Source organism: Erwinia psychrophila (assembly GCF_039023475.1).
Taxonomy (GTDB): domain Bacteria; phylum Pseudomonadota; class Gammaproteobacteria; order Enterobacterales; family Enterobacteriaceae; genus Erwinia.
The window spans coordinates 22,176-41,760 of the sequence record NZ_JBCHVB010000002.1; the positions used below are offsets into that span (position 1 = coordinate 22,176).

Consider the following 19,585-nt stretch of genomic DNA (forward strand, 5'->3'; position numbering starts at 1 on the left):
TATTAAGAAATTGTACCGTTGATCAGACCATCGACAGCCTGAAAAGCATATTTTTCGGTAGTATCCCAGCCAACAACCGCAGCAGCGATACCGCTGGCGACGCCACCAATGATGCCTGCACCGATCATACCTACTCCCTGACCGATGATACCAAATCCAAGAATACCGCCGCCGTCGCCGCCATGCTTACCGCCAATAACGGCGCCCGCCATGGTGCCCACGCAGGCCCCGATAGTCGCAGAAGCAACCAGTTCGCCCGCATTTGCGATAGTACTGCCAAGCAGGGAGGTAAAGCTGCTAAAATCCCAGCTATACGCGCCAGATACATCATCCATTTCATTGAGAGAAATTTCTTTCATTTTATTGCTCCTTTTGTGTAAAAAAGCCTTTGATATGGCCTTCCATTGATTTCCCGCTTTCACGGTAAATAAACCTTAAATGTTTTTATTTAGATGGGCAAATTATTTAATGTGAATTGATCTTGTCTTTAACTTAACTTTTTTGCTTTTATCTTAAAAATTGAGTCTTAACTGGTATAAAAGGTGCTTTTCTGATTATATGATGATTGCGCAGGTGATTATTTATTCGCAATGGGCGTTTCACCCACAGGTCAATTTTGAGTAATGGTAAATGTCATAGCAGCATTTGCTGTTCCCGGCGTAATACTTCCAGTTTGTTTATAGCGTGCGATTAGCGGTATTTCAATTTTTCTCTCCGCACTATTATGATAAGTCTTTGCTGTGGCAAAAGTTAAAGGAACCCGATTTATATCAAGGATCTCTACGGCGACGCCTGAAGCAGAATTATTGTCCGTGGTCAGGGGGAGCTGTCCCTCTCCCTGAGAAGTTCCGACCGGGTCAAACGTTACCTGGACCGGGATATTGTCTGCTTCACACTGCATGATAACGCTGAAGTTTCGTTCTGAGGACACGGCCGTACTGCCCACACCGCTAAACTCACTGCGATTGGGGCTTCCCAAATCAACGATCTGATTTTTAGAATTCACATCAGCCAGACAGCTTTTCTGTATCACAGTCAGACTGCTGACCGTTAGAGTGGCGAAGACACTAGAGTTCAGATAAAAATTACCATAAACCTTGTTGCCGCTAGTGCCGGGCGTTACTGGACCCGTTTTGACGAAGGTAAGCCTGACCTCATCCCGGGTAGTCCAGGGTGTTAATGCGCCAGGGCCGAGCGAAGTCGTATAGGGAACTGTCATACCTGTTTTATACAAATCGCCAATTATCACGCCCACACCGGGTATACCAGTTTCATACGCCCCTGCAACCGTGGTGCTGGCAGTTAATAACGATGCTGAACGATAGGGGGAACTGCCGGTGCAGCCAAGAACCAGGGTTTGCCCTGCAAAACCCTTACTGTAGCGATAACCCAAAATATCACCTATAGCGACACCTGGATCGATAGCAAGATTCAGGGCGCCAGTAGTGGCTTTTACGGAGGTTCCCATCATGCAACTTCCGGCATGGCATACTGAAGAAAGAGATAATAATATGAACAGAAATTGTAACTGCAAATTGATTTTGAAGAAGTCCATTTTTTTATTCCAGGTAGCGCTGCGGGTTTATTATTTCAGGTTACTGGCAAATACCGTTTAACATCTGAATGCCGGTCTCTGATTTTTGGTCCGGTAATTTAAAGGCGACATGGCATTTTTTATCATTGGATGTCCCCCACTGAACCAGAAGATTGCCTGTAGATTTCAAACCATTCAGATAGACCTGGCCGTCATTACCAACAATATATCCCTGCTTGTCGGGCTGAGCCTGGTCGACAGCAATAGCACCAAAAGGTACTGGCTGGCCCTTATAGCGCAGCGTCATAATGGCGCGCGCGCCTACTTGAGCTGAGAAGGGCGCGTGAACAAGTGCACCTCTGGTGGGGACCACGCTTTTAGTGGCTAACTCCAGATCAACCTCTTCAGGTAACGTAGTGGTATCAAGCACAATATCCGACTGCCGATAGGGCGTAATATTAGGCACGATTGTGTAACCACGGAAATCCGTCTTTACCCCGGTGTGGTTAATGACCTGCACTCCGCTGGCCCCTGGCGCCATCACTAACGCTGCCGTATCGCCAAATGCCTGACCTAACGTCACGCCATCTTTATGTACCGCAAGCCCGCCTTCTAAGCCGTAATTCAGTCTGCGCATTGTTCTGTCGTAACCATAACCCGCGGTAACTTCACCATATGTACCGCGATATCCGGCATCAAGATTGCCGCTATTTCCCACTCCCTGGCTGGCGTATCCTTCCCGGACGTTCCATGTCAGATTGTTATGTTCGAGCGCCATGCCGCTTAAGCCCAGACTTTGTCCGGTATTACCCGGCTTGCTGCTGGTAACCGTATAGCTAGCCCAGGTATTAGACAGCCAGCGATCCAGCGGTACCGAGACGTTGCATGAAATAACCTGGTCTTTACCGTAATACCCGCCAGACAGGCTGGAAGAATTACGGTTAAAGCTATAATTCACGCCGTAGCTGATGCCGTTATAACTATTGTTATAGCTGGACGAAAAGGATTCCAGACGGCGATCCGTCTGCCAGAAATCTTCACGCAGCAGGCTGATACTGATCGACCCGGCACGGGTTCCCAGATTCTGATTGAGGGTTAATTCTGTACGATTGCGGGCCTGTTCCTGCCATGCGGGCGTCGGATCGTTACGGTAAGTGTCCATCAGTTCCGTCAGGGAATAGTAATCACGCGTTGAGTAGCGATAGCCTGCGATGGCGAAGTTAGTCCCGGTCTCAGCGAAATTTTTACTGTAGCGCACCCGTAACGACTGGCCGTTTACTTTGCTCTTGTCTTTTGGCGTTGCCCACGCGTTGATAATATCTGTAGAAAAAGCACCAAACTGACCAAAGTTTTTGCCGAATCCGAAAGCAAGCGACTGATAGCTGGCCGCAAACTGTCCACCGCCATAAAGCGTGATATTTCCCGGCAGACCATAAATTAGCGTTGCCTGGCTGAAACTTTGGCTGTCAACCGAACTATCATGGGGGCGGTACTGGCCGGAAGTGAAGCTGTGTTTAAGATGGCCTTCGCGTACTAAAACCGGCAGAGAAGCATAGGGGACAACTAAATTTTGTTCGCTGCCGTCAGCTTCTTTAATCGTGACATAAAGATCGCCGCTGCCGCCGGTAGCGTATAAGTCGTTGATTTCAAAAAAACCTGGCGCAACATAGCTTTGATATATAATGTAACCGTTTTGGCGAACGATGACCTGCGCATTGCTGCGGGCTGTGCCGCGCACTACTGGTGCGTAGCCACGCAGGCTTTCCGGCAGCATCTCATCATCAGAAGCCAGCTGCGCGCCGCGGAAAGGTACGCTCTCAAATATATCGGAAGGAGACGTGCTCTCACCCAACGTCAGTTGCGATCTAATCGGCACAATATTGCGTTGCAGATAGGTATAAACCGAATCCCACTTACCGCTATGCGATGAAGTACTGTAACGATTCCAGATAGTGTAATTGCGTAAGCGCCATGCGCCAATGTTAAGGCCGGGTCTCAGGTTAAGATAATAGCTCTCATTGTCACGGGCCGTTTCATTAAGTGCGTAATTTTTGGCGCCGGCAAAACGATAGTTAAGTAATAGTGCAGTGATGCCTTCATCAAACTGTGCCGGGGATACGTAACCTCTTGCACTCGCCAGCAGAGCGGCTTGTGGGATACTTAGTATCAGACGCTGGCTATTAAAGTTAAATGTTGCGGTGGCCTGAGGGATGGCCGAAATATTCACGCAGCCGCGTTCGTCTTCTTTCATTTCCGGAAAAGCTTTTGTCCTGATGCCATAAGATTGCAACATTATCAGCTTTAAGCACGGCGTCAGACCGCTCTCTTCCTTTTGCGCGGCGTAAAATGCTACATTTTGCGATTCAATAAAACGATTGTTTAGCCAGATATCAACAATATAGTTACCCGGCGCCTGAGCACGGCTATTCTCAAAGACGGAAAGGTCTGTGCTAAAGCTGTTATCAGCACTATTTTTCAGAAAATCAGGATTGAAGGTTTCACCCGCCAGGCTTTTTGTTATAAAAAGGATGGGAATGAACGCCGCGATGAAAAACAGGCACGGGAAGTCCTTTTTTTTAGCGCTGTTCATATTTACACTCCATTGCATAAATACCGGCATTACGTGAACATAAAATGCGTTGCCAGATAAGGTGGATATATCAGTGTCACCTTGTGAGATACTAGTTTACAGATTATTAAATCTGAGTGTGATGCTCAGCCCCTATGCCGCCATAATCATTAATAATTCGCCAGCTAAGATCGCCTGTTGTTACGCCTGTGGGCATGTCAAAAGTAACCAAAGCGCCCGGAGCAACAAAACCACCTTCGGTGATTTTTTTATTATTGATCCTGACAGACATAAAGTTTATAAAGTAAGCGGAGGGGTTGGTTACGGTTAATTTATTGTTTTTCCTTACCCATTGCAGTTTAATCGCTTGCTGCTCCGGACCTTCGTCACTCAAGCTGTCAGGGCGATAGATCAGTTTTAACCGGGAACGGACGGCAATCTGTAAAGTATTTTTATCGGTATTGGATTTTGAAGGAATAGATTTAATGTTTAGCCAATAGAGTGACTCTTTATCCTGAGGCAGACTCCTCATGGTTCTGACTATTCGTAAAATGTTTTTTTGTTTACTATCGAGACGGAATAATGGAGGTGTGACAATAAATGGGGTATTGTCTTTCAGCAGAGTGCCGGTGGCGTCTTCTATCCATGACTGAATAAGAAAGGGTGAAGCATCAGGGTTTTCAATGCTGATGGCATCTTCTTTTTTATCACCGTGATAAATCATACGGCTGCCGCCAATGATTACGCCTGCGTTAACCGTTGTGGAGATAAAAAGGAAAACCAGGGTGAACAACAGTGAGATATTGCGCATTATCAAACCTTACTATGACAGAAAAAAGCGCCACCCTGAAGCCAGGGCGGCACCAGAACTCACGTATTAATAATTAACAGTGAAGGTTGCTACAGAGTTGGCCGGACCTGGTGTGACCGTCGCTGCTTTCTGAATATAGCGAGCATAGAAATCCAGCGTATTGACGTTTTCTTCGCCACTGACCAGGGTGTAAGCTGCTGATTCTGTAAAGAGAGGTAAAATACCATTTTTGTCAGAGAGCTGAATACCAACGCCGGTAGCTACGCCAGTTTCTTCACTCAGCGCCAGAGCGGTGTTATCGCCCGCGTAGGCAACACCATCAAATTTTACTTTCGCTGTTGATACCGTGTCCGGGCAATTTTTCAGAAGAATGTTGAACTTCGTTGCGCTTGCATCTCCGCCTGCGGTAGAACCAACGCCGGTGAAAGCACTTTTATGCACGTTCCCCATATCCACATCCGCCGTTGCCAGGCCAGTACCGTTAACATCGACGGTACATGCTGAATCTATAATGTTCCCTTTGAAATTAATTGTGCCGTCAGCAGCCATTCCCGGTGCTGATGAGATAAGACCCAATAAGGTTACTGCTGTCAGGGTTTTATTTAACTTTTTCATTATTTCTTCCTTTTTATTACTTCATCCATTCACGATAAATGGTCATGCGGCATGGCATGATGAATGCCAAATTATCGCGGCTCAGTCTGCTACTATTTTCTGCAGAGCGACTAAAGTAAACCAGATTTGTGTATCACCCAGCATGAATTTTTCCAGGGGGATGTGAGTTTTTCTCTTCACGTTCTCACTTTATATGATGCTTTAGTTTTGTTCATATATGAATATTTCTGTTATGTAAAAAATTTTATGCTTTTGTAGATTCAATGTTTTTAGGGTGTAAGCAGGACAATGGTTTACGAGGTGGATAAAAACGTTTTGCTTAAATATGCTATCAGGAATATCAGTATTACTGTGTTAATGATGATGTAAATGAGCCTGTTTTTTTCCGGGCCGTTAATGTGAACATTACCTTCTGCCTCATTATCATCAGAGTGAGCGTCTTTTCCTTCCTGGATAAAGCTTAAGCTATCAATATTTAAGAGTTTGTTTTTTTCGCAAATTTTTATTTTTAGTGTTTTGCTAAGCGTCAGACCTTTGTGAGGAACTGTGACTATGAACTTTTCAGTCAGGCCTGTTTCCCTGAGGGCCTTTCTTAATATTGATATGTTTTGATAATAGGTGTTCTGCGAAACAATGATACCCTTTTTCCCCCAAACCTCTTCGAAAAAAAATTCCCGTGAAATTACTTTGCCTGGATTCATCAGAAGTATTTGCAAGCACTTACTTGCAGGTGCATTAATACTCGTTATTCTGGTGTTTTTATTGCGCTTTGTTATTAGTTGGTTTCTGGTGGGGTAAAAGTATGTATTGTCATTAATGATAAAAACTATGTCTTCTCTGTAATCATTAGTAATGGATAATTTTCTCATATTAACCTCTGGTATGTTTAAATCTATTTAATTATATAAAAAATTAAATTCATAAGATTTTTATAGTAAAGTATAATTTATAGACTGCAGCATATAAACTATATAGTTATCGGAATAACACTATGAAGTCCAGATGGGTCAATATGAATTTTATTTCTCTAAAACTTAAATGGTATTATTTATACTTGAGATTAATATGAATTTCCATCATGCGCAAGGCTTAACTTATTGAAAAGATTGACTTTTATATTAATTTAACGCTAAGTTATCATTATAAAATATATTGGATTTTCCAGGTTATGGCACAATTGCGATGAGTCTGGCGATCGGCACGCAGCATAAGTTGAATACTGAAATTCTCATCGTTGCTGAAAAGGATCTGATTTATGCAAGATAAATCTGGTCCGCGAGCAATGCTCACAGAGCATAACTACAGGATAGCTATAAACTTCGCAATTGTGCCAAATTAGCGACTAGAATGATAATATATCATTAGCATCACTTAATTATTTTCATTTCAAAAGCTGACATTCGCTCATAGTAGGGAGAGGATTATTCCCGATATGCTTTTTAAAGTTGATGTCCTGGGAAAAGATAATCAGGCTGATTAATATTAACTGTCTGTTTAATTTTGGTGATTTGCATTTTATATTCTGTAATGATTTTATTGTACTTATGATTTTCTCCCTGACGATAAAGTTAGAATGTGGGGGGTTACGTATTGTCAATTCATCGCTATTTTTCGGCGCGCTTGTATAATCGCTATGGAGAGGAACGGGCTTGCTCCTTTCTTCTGTTTTTACTGCGCAGGTATCGCTCTGAACTGAAAGAAAGCTATCCTCTGGTCTTTTCATTTTTACATTTATGTGAGTATCGTGGATGCCTATATTGTGATGAGCGACTTCAATCGTGATATCTTCTGATAATATTATGCCTTTTCGTGGTATTGTAATCAGTGTGTTATCACCGAGGCCAATTTTTTTTAGCGCTTTTCGCAAGATTGAAATATTTTGATAAAATGTATTAGACGATACATAGCGGCCATTTTTATGCCAGACCTCATCCATGAACTCTTCCTGCCTGATAATCTCTCCCTGATTCTTAACTAGCTTAAGAAAACATAATGCTGCGGGATAATTAATGGTGGCTGAAGTGTTAATATCCATCCTTGTTAAGGTTTTTAACATCGGATCGAAACAAATGTTTTTATTGATTATATATTTTCTTTTCATTTTTTTTCTTATCTGTCCAATATCTTATATTAATTAATGATTTTAAAAAAAACTGTCTCTTTTAAATAAAGATGCCTCCTGTGTTTCAAATTGTAACATTTAAGACAATCATACTTCCTGTCACGCGTAAACGGAATGCCTGTAATGAATTTTTCTATGCCAAAATTGTGATATTGCAGCATAACAGCAATGCTTATAAATTAAATGCAGCTGAAATAAATTATAACTTTTTGATTTTATTAAGGTATTCACGAGGATTCGGGTGTCAGTATCCATTTCAGGCTGTTCAGAACAAATAATTGATAATGTTATTTTATAGGCTCATATCAATAGCTACTCATCCTGTCAGTCAGTATGGCATAAGGCGTAGCGTGGGGAAGGTTTCGAAAGCCTGCAATATCATCCTTGCTTAGTGAGGCCGTAAAAGAGATTGCAGGCAATGAACAGGCGGCCAGACCCATGACAACAGGGCGAAAATTGCCTGCATTTGTTTCTGGATTTTTCAGTAACCACAATAATATTGAGCCTGAGAGTTTTACGTTGGAAAAGAGTAATAGAAGAATAACAATGAGAATGAATAATTGAATAAAATGTAAATCAAATGTTGTTTGATATATTTCTTTTTAACATTGCGCAATGTACTGACCCGGCTAACCAGAGAGGACAAACATAAAACTATTTTTTGTTAAAAATGGCTTTCATAGAAGGTATATTGCATCAACGTCAGTTTAAATTAAAGATCGGTATTCTTCAGCAGAATAAATCCTCAAGAAGGGGGGCCATTAACCATATCTCGTTTAAAAGAGGTTACAGTAAGATGTCTCCGCCGTAAGCATTTCATAGTAAAATGATTATACAAGTGAATCATGCTATTAACATCTGCCATTAAAAGTGCCTGATAAAGGAGGTTGAAGATGAATAAGCTTTTCATAGTTATTTTGAGCGTGCTGCTTTCCGGCTGCGTGGATACAGGCACAGTAGGCTCACATCCATCTGTAAAGAACGCCTATTTTTCCGGAAATGTCAGGCAGGTCGAGGATTGTCTGGAGAGGGAAGCTTACCGGCAGAACTTGCTCCTGGAAAAAGATGATCCCTCTGCAGATGGCGATAGACGTTTTAATCTGCTGGAAAAGGGTACGCTCGTCGCGTGGCTGGAGGCATCGCATTTTGGTCATCATCAAACCAGCGTATACGCCTACTACGGTAAACAAGAAGCGGAGGTAGATGGGAAAATCTCGGCAATGTTCAAACAGTGTGAAAGAGAGCTGGAGTAGGGGCAGTTTTTAATAATACTAAGCAACTCTTTTGCGGTTTTTTAAGTAATCTACAGCACGCAATGCTGCGCTTCGATTGCTTTGTTAACCAAATATCTTTAAGGCTTAACGCTGTGGAATAGCGCCAGTGAATGCAGGAGAACCGCGTTGCGAAGAAATGCAGAAAGTGAGAGCGAACTGCGGTGCACAGGTGTGTGTGGTAATGGCAGAAGAGGGCAAGATTGAATTGCTAAGCTAGCTCAGAAAAGCAAAAAACCGCCGTAGGGCGGGTTCTTTAAACGATGGTGTCCGACCCGGAATCGAACCAGGGACAAGAAGATTTTCAAAACGCGTGTCAGTTCTGTAATAAGGTGTGGCCCGTTTTACCCGGATACTAACAGTCTATCGATACAGACCAGCCCGTTCTTATTGCCACTGATTCCGGTAATAAAGCCCCCAGGAAGGGGGCAGGGTTCAGTAATAATATACATACGGCTTAGTGCGGTGAGGGAACAGGATCCCGTTGGGATCATTTCCCTTCATGATTCGCGCAATAGCGACGGATTCCTTTGCCCGGCGTGGCCTGGTCATAAACATACGCGTCCAGGCTGACGGGCAATGACTGGCGTTCCAGTTCGGCCAGAACCCAGAGATGCGATCGTGATGGTGCATCATCTTGCCGTCGAATCCAGGATAACCCACATGGTAATGGGGTTTTGGTTTACCGTTACGATCGCGGTCCCTTCGTGTATTAAAAACAGACATAGTAGGTTCCTGTTATGAATAGTTACCTCATGTGTCCTCCTTACGTATTTTTTGCCCGTGCGCGTCGCTCCTGCATGCCTGGTCCATACCAGTAACGCTGGTGTCCACACATCCAGCAGGAACAGCTACACGGGGTTTTATAATGTTGGCCCAGATGTTTTGGGCTGCCGTCGCCAACCGCGTTGTCGTGTCGTCGTCTTTTTTTCATTCGACGCATATGGTGGCGTCGTTCAGTACGGGTTGTTGCCATGGTTTTTCCTCATATTAAGCGCGGTCGCCAACCGCCCGGATATGAGGAATATTATTTTGGGGTTTAAGATGTTCATTTTTGCTTATTCACGTCTGTGATGTTGAGCGGTTTGCAGTGAATCTTGTTCGAATAGCGGGCACGTGCTGGTATGTCAGAAACCCAGTTGCGTTCCGCGCGAGCAAGGAAATCTGAAATGGCTGCTTCAATCGCATCACGATTTAATACATCATCCTCAACGATAATCCGCAAGCCAATCCCTGCAACGTACCCCGGTAGGATTTGATAACCGCAGTAAACGGCTGGAGGATTATCACGTGCAATTTCCCCCGCCCGTTTGGCGGCAAAATTACTGAAAGCCAGTCCATCAAGCTACGGGTATATCAGGTCAGGTTTATGTTCCCACGTATGGCTGAAAATTTTGCTATTACTACTGATACCCCGCGCTAAATCAAGATACGTTGCCTGATATTTGCTGACAGCATCAAGCCTCGATAGGGCCTCATTGAATGCTGTTTCTTCTACAGCATCGGCAAAGGCCACATTCGCGGTGATAATCTCTGCATTCCAGAAAACAGCTGGATCATAGCCGAGGAAAAATAATGTCACTCAAGGTCAAATTGACACTGGCAGCTGCCATATCATAGTCGCATTCGTCATAGAGGATGCCACCCATGGTGTCGCGTTCACGGTGGATAAAGGTTTTGATTTTTAGAGTGTGAGCCCGACTTTTTCGACGCGAAAGGGAGGTAAATGGCGTATGTTTGCGGCCCATGGGGATTGCTGCGAATTTCCGCTGGGAGAATCCAGCCCTGTAGAGGCTACCTGAAGCGGCACGGCAGTGTAAGACTTTTGTAGTATCGTTGAATTGCTGGGCTAGCCCTGAAATGCAAAAACCCGCCGTAAGGCGGGTTCTTTAAATGATGGTGCCCGGACTCGGAATCGAACCAAGGACACGGGGATTTTCAATCCCCTGCTCTACCGACTGAGCTATCCGGGCAACGGGGCGCATTAAACCGTAAAGGCGGCCTGCCGTCAACGGGTTTGTCAAAGAAAGTGGCTAAACCCGCACTGACTGCCTGCTTTTCGGTCAGTCAGTGCGAAACTTGTTCAGGTTAGCGCGCCGTTTTTGCGACACAGCGCGAAGCTCAGCACGTCTTCCGCCAGGGTGCGGGCCGTTTCCACTTCCTGCACATTGCGTTTAACCAGCAGGCGGCTGAGGCAGCCTTCCAGAATCAGCTCCATCTGATGGGCGACCAGCTCGGGATTATCGGTTCCCAGCTCGGTCAGCAGATCGTGCGTGTACTGCCACGAGGCACGTTTCTGCTGTTCGGCAACCTGATGAACAGGATGGTCGGGCTGGGGGTAAAAGCTACAGGCGGCAATAAACAGACAGCCGGGATAGCGATTATTGTTTACGGCTTCGGCCAGCACCTGATAGCGCGCCAGCAGCTTCTGCTCCGCGTTTAGCGTATCGTCGAGCAGCAGTTTGCGACGCCAGATATCAATCTGCTGGCTGTGGTAGCGCAGGGCGTCGTAGAGCAGCGCCTCGCGGTCAGGCCAGAATCGTTTCAAATCCTGCTCTTCACACTGCACCTCTTTTGCCATCATAGCGAATGAGGTGGTGGGAGCCAGGCCATTTTGCTCAAGGATGTTTAGCGCATGCTCGAGTACCTGTTCACGTTGCAAGTGGATCACCTCTTGTCTGCATTTTTCACATCTTAGCCCGAAAGTCGTTTTCCAGTGTCGTTTACTGCGCCAGTTTCTGCAAATGCTGCTGAAAGGCGGGAGCCTTCATAAAGCCCGTCACCCGTGAATGCGGGATCTCTTTCCCGTTGGCGTCAAAGAACAGGATCGTCGGCAGGCCAAGGACCTGTAGACGATGAAGTAATTCACTGTCACGTGGGCTGTTGCGGGTCACGTCCGCCTGAAGCAGCTGTACATTGCTCAGCGAGGTCTGAACGCCGGGATCGCTGAAGGTATATTTTTCAAACTCTTTGCAGGCAACACACCAGTCAGCGTAGAGATCGAGCATCGTGATTCTGCCCCGGCTCTGAGCCAGAGCGGCATCCAGCTCTGCGCTATCCGTCACGCGGTCAAATGCCAGCTGGGAAGCTGCATGCCGGGTTTCAGCTGCGCCAAAGGCCCAGTCCTGAAGCGGGCGTGCCGCGACCAGCGCGGCGGCAAGCATTATAATCTGGCCCAGCCGCAGCCAGCCGTTAGACGATTTCAGGCTGATGAAGGCCCAGCCGAAGAAGGCCACCGCCAGCGCGCTCCAGAGGCGCAGCCCCCAGACTTCGCCGGTAAGGCGTTCAAGCAGAAAAACCGGCAGGGCAAGGATCACAAAGCCGAAACCTTCCTTGACGGTTTGCATCCAGACGCCGCGCTTTGGCAGCAGGCGGTTGCCGAATACGGTGACGGCAATCAGCGGCAGGCCCATTCCCAGCGCGTAAAGCCAGAGCGTACCCGCACCGGCCAGCATGTTCCCGCTCTGGGCAATGTAAAGCAGAATAGCGCTCAGCGGCGCGGTGGTGCAGGGTGAGCAAATCAGACCGGCAAGCGCGCCCATCAGAAACACCCCCGGCAGCGAACCGCCTTTCTGACGGTTGCTCCACAGCGTGAGGCGCGTTTGCAGCGATGAAGGCAGCTGGAGGCTGAACAGGCCAAACATTGAAAGGGCCAGCAGGATAAACAGCACGGAGAGCCCGATAAGCACGGCGGGTGCCTGCAAGGCGGCCTGAAAACGTAATCCAGCCGCCGCCACGACGATCCCCATTACCGTATAGGTCAGCGCCATACCCTGCACGTAGACCATCGCCAGCGTAAAAAGACGGCCCGTCGAGTAGCTGCGGCTACCGCCAAGGATGATGCCGGAGATCAGGGGGTACATCGGCAGAACGCAGGGCGTAAAGGCCACGCCGATGCCGATAAGCAGCGCCCACAGCGGCGAAAAAGGCAGCTTGTGTGCGGGCGCGGCGGTTAAGCTTGCTGAAGCCGAAGCCGAAGCCGAAGCCGAAGCCGAAGCCGAAGCCGAAGCCGAAGCCGAAGCCGAAGCCGAAGCCGCTGTTGGCGCGGCGACTGCATCTAACGGGAGGGTTCGCGTCTCCGGCGGATAGCAGAAGCCTGCCGCCGCGCAGCCCTGCCAGGTAACCGTCACCGTCGCGCCCTGATTCGCCTGGCGCAGCCTCAGCGGTAAGGTCAGGCTTTCAGGGAAAATCGCCGTTTTGCCGTAGAACTCATCCTCATGCGCTTCTCCTGGCGGTAACTGCCAGTCAGCAAGCTGTGCGCCCTGCGCGCTGATTTTTATCTGTTGGCGGTAGAGATAGTAGCCGGGCTTCACCTGCCAGCTCAGGGTCAGCCGATCGGCCTGCTGGGTGAAATCGAAGGCAAAGGCCTGATTGACCGGTACAAACTGGCTGCTGCTGCTCTGCCCGAATAGCGAAGCATGCGCGCTGCCGCCTGCGAGGGCAGCAAGCAGCAGAAAAATAAGTGTTGTGATGCGCTGGGCCATAAAAGGTAACCGCTCTTTCCATGTTGAACTGACTGAATAAAACGTCCGGGGGAATAAATAATGGCAGGAAGCCCTGAGTAATCCTTATACGGACAGCGCAGACTATATCATGCAGTGGTAGCGGCAGGTCTTTCAGGTTGTAACCGGCCTCCATGGCGGCAGTGACCGCCGTGAAGGCAGGGAAGGATCAACCGTCAGAGGATCAGGTGACCGAAGATAAAGCCAAAAATCACCGAGAGAATAATCGCCAGCGTACCGGGGATAATAAAAGAGTGATTGAAAACAAATTTGCCGATGCGGGTTGTTCCGGTGTCATCCATTTCCACCGCCGCCAGCAGAGTGGGGTAGGTGGGCAGGACAAACAGCGCGGATACCGCAGCAAATGACGCGACGGCGGTCACGGGAGAGACGCCGAGCAGCAGTGCCGCAGGCATCAACGCTTTGGTGGTGGCGGCCTGGGAGTAAAGCAGCGTGGAGGCAAAGAACAGCACGACCGCCAGCATCCACGGGAAATCGGTGAGCAGCTCCCCGGCGAACTGCTGAATTTCAGTGATATGCGCCTTCACGAAGGTATCTCCCAGCCAGGCCACGCCCAGCACGCAGATACAGGCGCTCATGCCGGACTTAAAGGTACTGGCTGACAGAATTCTGGCGGTATCCACCTTACAGCTCAGGCAGATCAGCGCGGCGATAGTCAGCATAAATACCACAATGGCTTCATTGCGGGGCAGAACAGGGTTGGTAATCAGGCCGACGGCATCGCTGATGGCCGTAGCGTAGAGCACGACGGCAACGATCCCGATCAAAAACAGCAGGACGGAACGCTTTGCCCCAGGTTTTTCTTCAAACACGCTGGCTCCGCGCAGTGATACTTCACCCTTCGCCAGGCGCGCCTGATAAACCGGATCGTCCTTCAGCTCTTTTCCCAAAAAGTTGGTAACCAGGGCCGCGATAAAAATGGCGACCATGGTTGAAGGAATAGAAACCGCAAGCAGGGCGAGATAACTTATGCCCTTCGGCTCCAGTATCCCGGCAAGAAACACCACGGCCGCCGAAATAGGTGAAGCGGTGATGGCAATTTGCGAGGCGACGACGGCAATAGAAAGCGGCCGGGAGGGACGTACGCCCTGCTCTTTAGCCACCTCGGCGATAACCGGCAAAGTGGAAAACGCCGTATGGCCGGTGCCGGCCAGAAGCGTCATGCTGTACGTCACCAGCGGGGCGAGAAAGGTAATATAGCGGGGATGCCTGCGCAGCAGTCGTTCAGCCAGACTCACCAGATAATCCATGCCGCCCGCGACCTGCATCGCCGCAATCGCGGCTATTACACTCATAATAATTTCAATGACGTCAAAGGGAATGGCGCCAGGTGGGATTTGAAAGCCCAGCGTCAGGATCAGTATCCCCACACCGCCCGCAAAGCCGATGCCGATGCCGCCCAGGCGGGCGCCCAGGTAGATCGCCAGAAGAACAATAATTAACTCCGGCACGATCATGGTTTTCTCCTTAAGTATTTTGAAAACTAAACGTTAAAAATATGTAGGCCACGCCATTAAAAAAGGCGCATCGTTATGGAAACCGGCGCGCCTTAATCAGGTCAGGATGTGCTGCAGTTACGCATTTTCATCAGTGTAACGTCTGGCTTTATAGACCGGGAACATCAGGTTCTGGGTGGAAAATATGTCATCCAGCTCCGCTTCGGTAAGCAGGCCGCGCTCCAGCACGACTTCCCGTACGCTCTTGCCCGTTTCCGCGCAAATTTTCCCCACGATATCGCCGTTATGATGACCAATGTAGGGATTGAGGTAGGTAACGATGCCGATAGAGTTGAAGACATAGGCTTCACAAACGGCTTTGTTAGCCGTGATGCCGTTGACGCATTTCTCCAGCAGGTTCAGACAGGCATTGCTCAGGATATGCACGGACTCGAACATGGCCTGGCCGATAACCGGTTCCATAACGTTGAGCTGTAGCTGACCCGCTTCGGAAGCCAGGGTGACGGTCACATCATTGCCAATCACCTTGAAACAGACCTGGTTGACGACCTCAGGCACAACCGGATTTACTTTCGCCGGCATGATCGATGACCCGGCCTGAAGCTCCGGTAAGTTGATCTCATTCAGGCCCGCCCGGGGCCCCGAGGAGAGCAGGCGAAGATCGTTACAGATTTTTGAGAGCTTAACCGCCAGACGCTTAAGCGCGCTGTGGACCATCACGTAAGCGCCGCAGTCGGAGGTCGCTTCAATCAAATCTTCCGCCGGCACGCAGGGCAGGTTACTGACTTCCGCCAGCTTCTGTACCGCCAGCTGCTGGTAACCCTCCGGCGTATTCAGTCGCGTACCAATAGCGGTGGCACCCAGATTCACTTCCAGCAGCAGCTCGGCGGTGCGGCGGATGTTTTTAATCTCTTCGTTGAGCAGCACGTTAAAGGCGTGAAACTCCTGGCCCAGCGTCATGGGCACGGCATCCTGAAGCTGGGTACGCCCCATTTTCAGGATAGATTCGAACTCTTTGGCCTTGCGCTGAAAACCTTCGCTCAGCTGGCCAATTGCCTCCAGCAGGGTTTCGATGGAGGTATAAAGCGCAATGCGAAAGCCGGTCGGGTAGGCGTCGTTAGTGGACTGGCACTTGTTGACGTGGTCGTTGGGATTAAGAAACTGGTATTCCCCTTTCTGATGCCCCATCAGCTCCAGACCAATATTAGCCAGCACTTCATTGGTGTTCATATTGACCGAGGTGCCCGCGCCGCCCTGATAGACGTCCACCGGGAACTGGTCCATACATTTCCCGTTTACCAGCACTTCGTCACAGGCCATGATGATGGCGTCGGCCACGTTACGGGGAATAGTTTGCAGCGCTTTATTCGCCATCGCCGCCGCTTTTTTCACCATTACCATACCGCGAACAAATTCGGGAATATCGCTGATTTTGCTGCTGCTGATATAAAAATTTTCAATTGCGCGCAGAGTGTGAACGCCGTAGTAAGCCTCTGCCGGAACTTCACGCATGCCTAACAGATCTTCTTCGATGCGGATGCTTGTCGTCATGGGAACCTTCTTATTATCGCCAGCGCATTTATCTTCGGGTAAAGAGGCGCTCACGCAAAAAATTATCGGGTAAATATTACTACACTCCAGCCAGTTTCAGGAGGAGAGCGGGCGTAAAACCCTGACTTTATCCGTTTGTGCATTGATCATACGCTGTCAGCGATAAAAAGCTTGATGGCATAACACCCAGCCCGCATTTTTTTATCTTTTAACGCGATGCTTTGATCCCGATCCCACTATGATTACCTGCAGGAGATAAGGCGGTTAAGGTTGAAAAGCGCCTGTACTGCCCCCAGTTCTCTTTATTACGATCGTTAAGATCCCATTTTTGCCGGTACGCCCGCTGCGGACTGGCGCTGATATACAGGAGATTGCGGTGCGCTGGATACCGTTTTTAGTACTTTTCCTTCTCGCCTGGATCGAGATAAGCCTGTTCATACAGGTGGCGCACGTGATGGGCGTGCTGCTGACGCTGCTGCTGGTGGTCTTCAGCTCCGTCATTGGTATTTCGCTGGTCAAAAACCAGGGAATGAAAAACTTTATGCTGATGCAGCAGAAGCTTCAGGCGGGCGAAAGCCCGGCGGCGGAGATGATCAAAAGCGTTTCGCTGATTCTGGCGGGCTTCCTGCTGCTGCTCCCCGGCTTCTTTACTGACTTCCTGGGGCTGCTGCTGCTGCTGCCTCCGGTACAGAAGCATTTGACGCTGAAGCTGATGCCGCATTTACGCGTCTGGCGCGGTGCAGGCGCAGGCCCGGACAGCGGCTACACCGTTGAGGGAGAGTATGAACGAAAAGACTCAACGCTGATTGAACACGACGACCGGGACGAGCGTAAATAAGCTAAGGGCGGAGATATCCGCCTTTTTTTTTGCCGTTCTGTACTATCCGCTCGTAAATTGACCAGTTGTGACGCAGAAGCAAAATTTTTTATTTTTTTACCCTTGAAAGCGTCCCTTCGCGTCCCTATCTCTTCCGTCACGAGGCCGGTGCCAGTGAAGCCCGGCTTTCATCCCAAAAGACTGATTGGACTTCTCAAAGGAGAGCTATCAATGAAAATTCGTCCTCTGCACGACCGTGTTATCGTCAAGCGTAAAGAAGTGGAATCTAAATCAGCAGGTGGCATCGTTCTGACCGGCTCTGCGGCGGGTAAATCTACCCGTGGCGAAGTGCTGGCCGTCGGCAATGGCCGTATCCTGGAAAGCGGTGATGTTAAGCCGCTGGACGTGAAAGTGGGCGATGTGGTCATTTTCAGCGAAGGCTACGGTGCCAAGACTGAGAAAATCGACAACGAAGAGGTGCTGATCATCTCCGAAAGCGACATTCTGGCAATTGTTGAAGCGTAATCGACGCGAACCTCACTGAACGAAACGAATTTAAGGGATATTTAAGATGGCAGCTAAAGACGTAAAATTCGGTAATGACGCTCGTGTAAAAATGCTCCGTGGCGTTAACGTACTGGCAGATGCAGTAAAAGTTACCCTGGGCCCGAAAGGCCGTAACGTGGTTCTGGATAAATCTTTTGGTGCACCGACCATCACTAAAGATGGTGTTTCCGTAGCGCGTGAAATCGAGCTGGAAGACAAGTTCGAGAACATGGGCGCGCAGATGGTGAAAGAAGTAGCCTCTAAAGCGAACGACGCTGCAGGCGACGGCACCACCACCGCAACCGTACTGGCTCAGTCCATCATCACCGAAGGTCTGAAAGCCGTCGCTGCGGGCATGAACCCGATGGATCTGAAGCGCGGTATCGATCAGGCCGTTATCGCTGCGGTTCAGGAACTGAAAAACCTTTCTGTGCCTTGCTCCGACTCTAAAGCTATCGCTCAGGTAGGTACCATCTCTGCTAACTCCGATGAAACCGTGGGCGAACTGATTGCTCAGGCGATGGAAAAAGTGGGCAAAGAAGGCGTTATCACCGTTGAAGAAGGCACCGGCCTTCAGGACGAGCTGGACGTGGTTGAAGGTATGCAGTTCGACCGTGGTTACCTCTCTCCTTACTTCATCAACAAGCCAGAAACTGGCGCTGTTGAGCTGGAAACGCCATTCATCCTGCTGGCAGATAAAAAAATCTCCAACATCCGTGAAATGCTGCCCGTGCTGGAAGCCGTTGCAAAAGCCGGTAAGCCTCTGCTGATTATTGCAGAAGATGTTGAAGGTGAAGCGCTGGCGACCCTGGTAGTGAACACCATGCGCGGCATCGTGAAAGTGGCTGCGGTTAAAGCACCTGGCTTCGGCGATCGTCGTAAAGCGATGCTGCAGGATATCGCTGTGCTGACCGGTGGTACCGTTATCTCTGAAGAGATCGGTATGGAGCTGGAAAAAGCGGCGCTGGAAGATCTGGGCCAGGCGAAACGCGTTGTTATCAACAAAGACACCACCACCATCATCGATGGCGTGGGTGAAGAAACCGCTATCTCTTCTCGCGTAACGCAGATTCGTCAGCAGATCGAAGAAGCGACCTCTGATTACGACAAGGAAAAACTGCAGGAGCGCGTAGCGAAACTTGCAGGCGGCGTTGCCGTACTGAAAGTTGGCGCAGCCACTGAAGTTGAAATGAAAGAGAAGAAAGCCCGCGTTGAAGATGCCCTGCACGCGACCCGTGCTGCGGTTGAAGAAGGTGTGGTTGCTGGTGGTGGCGTGGCGCTGGTGCGCGTTGCGGCACAGCTGACCGAGCTGCGTGGCCAGAACGAAGACCAGAACGTGGGTATCAAAGTTGCGCTGCGCGCAATGGAGTCTCCACTGCGTCAGATCGTTTCCAACGCCGGTGAAGAGCCGTCCGTGGTCGCGAACATGGTGAAAGCGGGAGAAGGTAACTACGGTTACAACGCTCAGACCGAAGAGTACGGCAACATGATCGACTTCGGTATCCTGGACCCAACCAAAGTGACCCGTTCTGCGCTGCAGTACGCGGCCTCTGTGGCTGGCCTGATGATCACCACCGAATGCATGGTGACCGACCTGCCTAAAGGCGATGCGCCTGACTTAGGTGCTGGCGGCGGCATGGGTGGCATGGGCGGTATGGGCGGCATGATGTAATTGCTGCTGACTGCTTAAGTCATCAGAAACCCCCGACCGGAAACGGCCGGGGGTTTTTCTTTTGGGCCGGAAAATAGTATAAGTAGTAGCGCAATCG

Annotated in this window: 15 protein-coding genes and 1 tRNA gene; 4 read left to right on the forward strand and 12 right to left on the reverse strand. The window is 49.0% G+C overall.

All coding sequences use genetic code 11. The features are described 5' to 3' along the window. Nucleotides 1–2: 2 nt before the first annotated feature. From AAH446_RS06150 to AAH446_RS06180, 7 genes are all read right to left on the reverse strand, one after another. Complete coding sequence (locus AAH446_RS06150; RefSeq protein ID WP_342905848.1) at nucleotides 3–359, reverse strand: hypothetical protein; 357 nt, start codon at nucleotides 357–359, stop codon at nucleotides 3–5. Nucleotides 360–610: 251 nt separating this feature from the next. Continuing rightward, on the reverse strand, nucleotides 611–1,555 hold the full coding sequence (locus AAH446_RS06155; protein WP_342905849.1) for a fimbrial protein: 945 nt from the start codon (nucleotides 1,553–1,555) through the stop codon (nucleotides 611–613). Between the two features lie 40 nt (nucleotides 1,556–1,595). After that, nucleotides 1,596–4,124: a fimbria/pilus outer membrane usher protein gene (locus AAH446_RS06160; protein ID WP_342905850.1), complete on the reverse strand. Its 2,529-nt coding sequence runs from the start codon at nucleotides 4,122–4,124 to the stop codon at nucleotides 1,596–1,598. A gap of 106 nt (nucleotides 4,125–4,230) precedes the next feature. Continuing rightward, a complete protein-coding gene (locus AAH446_RS06165) occupies nucleotides 4,231–4,914 on the reverse strand; it encodes a fimbrial biogenesis chaperone (protein WP_342905851.1) in 684 nt (227 codons plus the stop codon). 66 nt (nucleotides 4,915–4,980) lie between these two features. Next, on the reverse strand, nucleotides 4,981–5,529 hold the full coding sequence (locus AAH446_RS06170) for a fimbrial protein (protein ID WP_342905852.1): 549 nt from the start codon (nucleotides 5,527–5,529) through the stop codon (nucleotides 4,981–4,983). Between the two features lie 293 nt (nucleotides 5,530–5,822). Beyond that, nucleotides 5,823–6,398, reverse strand: a complete 576-nt coding sequence (locus tag AAH446_RS06175) for a winged helix-turn-helix domain-containing protein (protein WP_342905853.1) — start codon at nucleotides 6,396–6,398, stop codon at nucleotides 5,823–5,825. Between the two features lie 512 nt (nucleotides 6,399–6,910). Next, nucleotides 6,911–7,630, reverse strand: a complete 720-nt coding sequence (locus AAH446_RS06180) for a winged helix-turn-helix domain-containing protein (protein WP_342905854.1) — start codon at nucleotides 7,628–7,630, stop codon at nucleotides 6,911–6,913. A 914-nt stretch (nucleotides 7,631–8,544) separates the two neighbouring features. On the opposite strand from AAH446_RS06180, the gene AAH446_RS06185 reads away from it, so the two are divergent. Continuing rightward, complete coding sequence (locus tag AAH446_RS06185; RefSeq protein ID WP_342905855.1) at nucleotides 8,545–8,904, forward strand: hypothetical protein; 360 nt, start codon at nucleotides 8,545–8,547, stop codon at nucleotides 8,902–8,904. 1,915 nt (nucleotides 8,905–10,819) lie between these two features. Here the strand turns inward: AAH446_RS06185 and AAH446_RS06190 are convergent. The 5 genes from AAH446_RS06190 to aspA form a co-directional block, all read right to left on the reverse strand. Beyond that, nucleotides 10,820–10,895 (reverse strand) — tRNA-Phe (locus AAH446_RS06190). A 110-nt stretch (nucleotides 10,896–11,005) separates the two neighbouring features. After that, nucleotides 11,006–11,584 carry a transcriptional regulator gene (locus AAH446_RS06195; RefSeq protein WP_342905856.1) on the reverse strand — a complete coding sequence of 193 codons (579 nt, stop codon included), beginning with the start codon at nucleotides 11,582–11,584 and terminating at the stop codon, nucleotides 11,006–11,008. Nucleotides 11,585–11,645: 61 nt separating this feature from the next. After that, complete coding sequence (locus AAH446_RS06200; protein WP_342905857.1) at nucleotides 11,646–13,406, reverse strand: protein-disulfide reductase DsbD; 1,761 nt, start codon at nucleotides 13,404–13,406, stop codon at nucleotides 11,646–11,648. Nucleotides 13,407–13,600: 194 nt separating this feature from the next. Further along, complete coding sequence (locus tag AAH446_RS06205; RefSeq protein WP_342905858.1) at nucleotides 13,601–14,902, reverse strand: anaerobic C4-dicarboxylate transporter; 1,302 nt, start codon at nucleotides 14,900–14,902, stop codon at nucleotides 13,601–13,603. Between the two features lie 117 nt (nucleotides 14,903–15,019). Next, nucleotides 15,020–16,453, reverse strand: coding sequence for an aspartate ammonia-lyase (aspA, locus tag AAH446_RS06210; RefSeq protein WP_342905859.1), 1,434 nt, complete (start codon nucleotides 16,451–16,453; stop codon nucleotides 15,020–15,022). Between the two features lie 376 nt (nucleotides 16,454–16,829). Here aspA and AAH446_RS06215 point away from each other — a divergent pair, with 376 nt between their 5' ends. From AAH446_RS06215 to groL, 3 genes are all read left to right on the forward strand, one after another. Continuing rightward, nucleotides 16,830–17,291, forward strand: coding sequence for an FxsA family protein (locus AAH446_RS06215; protein ID WP_342905860.1), 462 nt, complete (start codon nucleotides 16,830–16,832; stop codon nucleotides 17,289–17,291). A 210-nt stretch (nucleotides 17,292–17,501) separates the two neighbouring features. Then, entirely contained in the window at nucleotides 17,502–17,795 is a 294-nt protein-coding gene (locus AAH446_RS06220; RefSeq protein WP_004160183.1) for a co-chaperone GroES, read from the forward strand. 46 nt (nucleotides 17,796–17,841) lie between these two features. After that, nucleotides 17,842–19,488 (forward strand): chaperonin GroEL, encoded by a 1,647-nt coding sequence (gene groL / locus AAH446_RS06225; RefSeq protein WP_342905861.1) that lies wholly within the window; start codon nucleotides 17,842–17,844, stop codon nucleotides 19,486–19,488. Nucleotides 19,489–19,585: the final 97 nt, after the last annotated feature.

Coding starts and splice junctions, on each gene's coding strand:
- AAH446_RS06170 (WP_342905852.1), bottom strand. CDS start 5,529: ATGAAAAAGTTAAATAAAACCCTGACAGCAGTAACCTTATTGGGTCTT.
- AAH446_RS06200 (WP_342905857.1), bottom strand. CDS start 13,406: ATGGCCCAGCGCATCACAACACTTATTTTTCTGCTGCTTGCTGCCCTC.
- AAH446_RS06220 (WP_004160183.1), top strand. CDS start 17,502: ATGAAAATTCGTCCTCTGCACGACCGTGTTATCGTCAAGCGTAAAGAA.
- AAH446_RS06155 (WP_342905849.1), bottom strand. CDS start 1,555: ATGGACTTCTTCAAAATCAATTTGCAGTTACAATTTCTGTTCATATTA.
- aspA (WP_342905859.1), bottom strand. CDS start 16,453: ATGACGACAAGCATCCGCATCGAAGAAGATCTGTTAGGCATGCGTGAA.
- AAH446_RS06150 (WP_342905848.1), bottom strand. CDS start 359: ATGAAAGAAATTTCTCTCAATGAAATGGATGATGTATCTGGCGCGTAT.
- AAH446_RS06205 (WP_342905858.1), bottom strand. CDS start 14,902: ATGATCGTGCCGGAGTTAATTATTGTTCTTCTGGCGATCTACCTGGGC.
- AAH446_RS06185 (WP_342905855.1), top strand. CDS start 8,545: ATGAATAAGCTTTTCATAGTTATTTTGAGCGTGCTGCTTTCCGGCTGC.
- AAH446_RS06160 (WP_342905850.1), bottom strand. CDS start 4,124: ATGAACAGCGCTAAAAAAAAGGACTTCCCGTGCCTGTTTTTCATCGCG.
- AAH446_RS06175 (WP_342905853.1), bottom strand. CDS start 6,398: ATGAGAAAATTATCCATTACTAATGATTACAGAGAAGACATAGTTTTT.
- AAH446_RS06165 (WP_342905851.1), bottom strand. CDS start 4,914: ATGCGCAATATCTCACTGTTGTTCACCCTGGTTTTCCTTTTTATCTCC.
- AAH446_RS06180 (WP_342905854.1), bottom strand. CDS start 7,630: ATGAAAAGAAAATATATAATCAATAAAAACATTTGTTTCGATCCGATG.
- groL (WP_342905861.1), top strand. CDS start 17,842: ATGGCAGCTAAAGACGTAAAATTCGGTAATGACGCTCGTGTAAAAATG.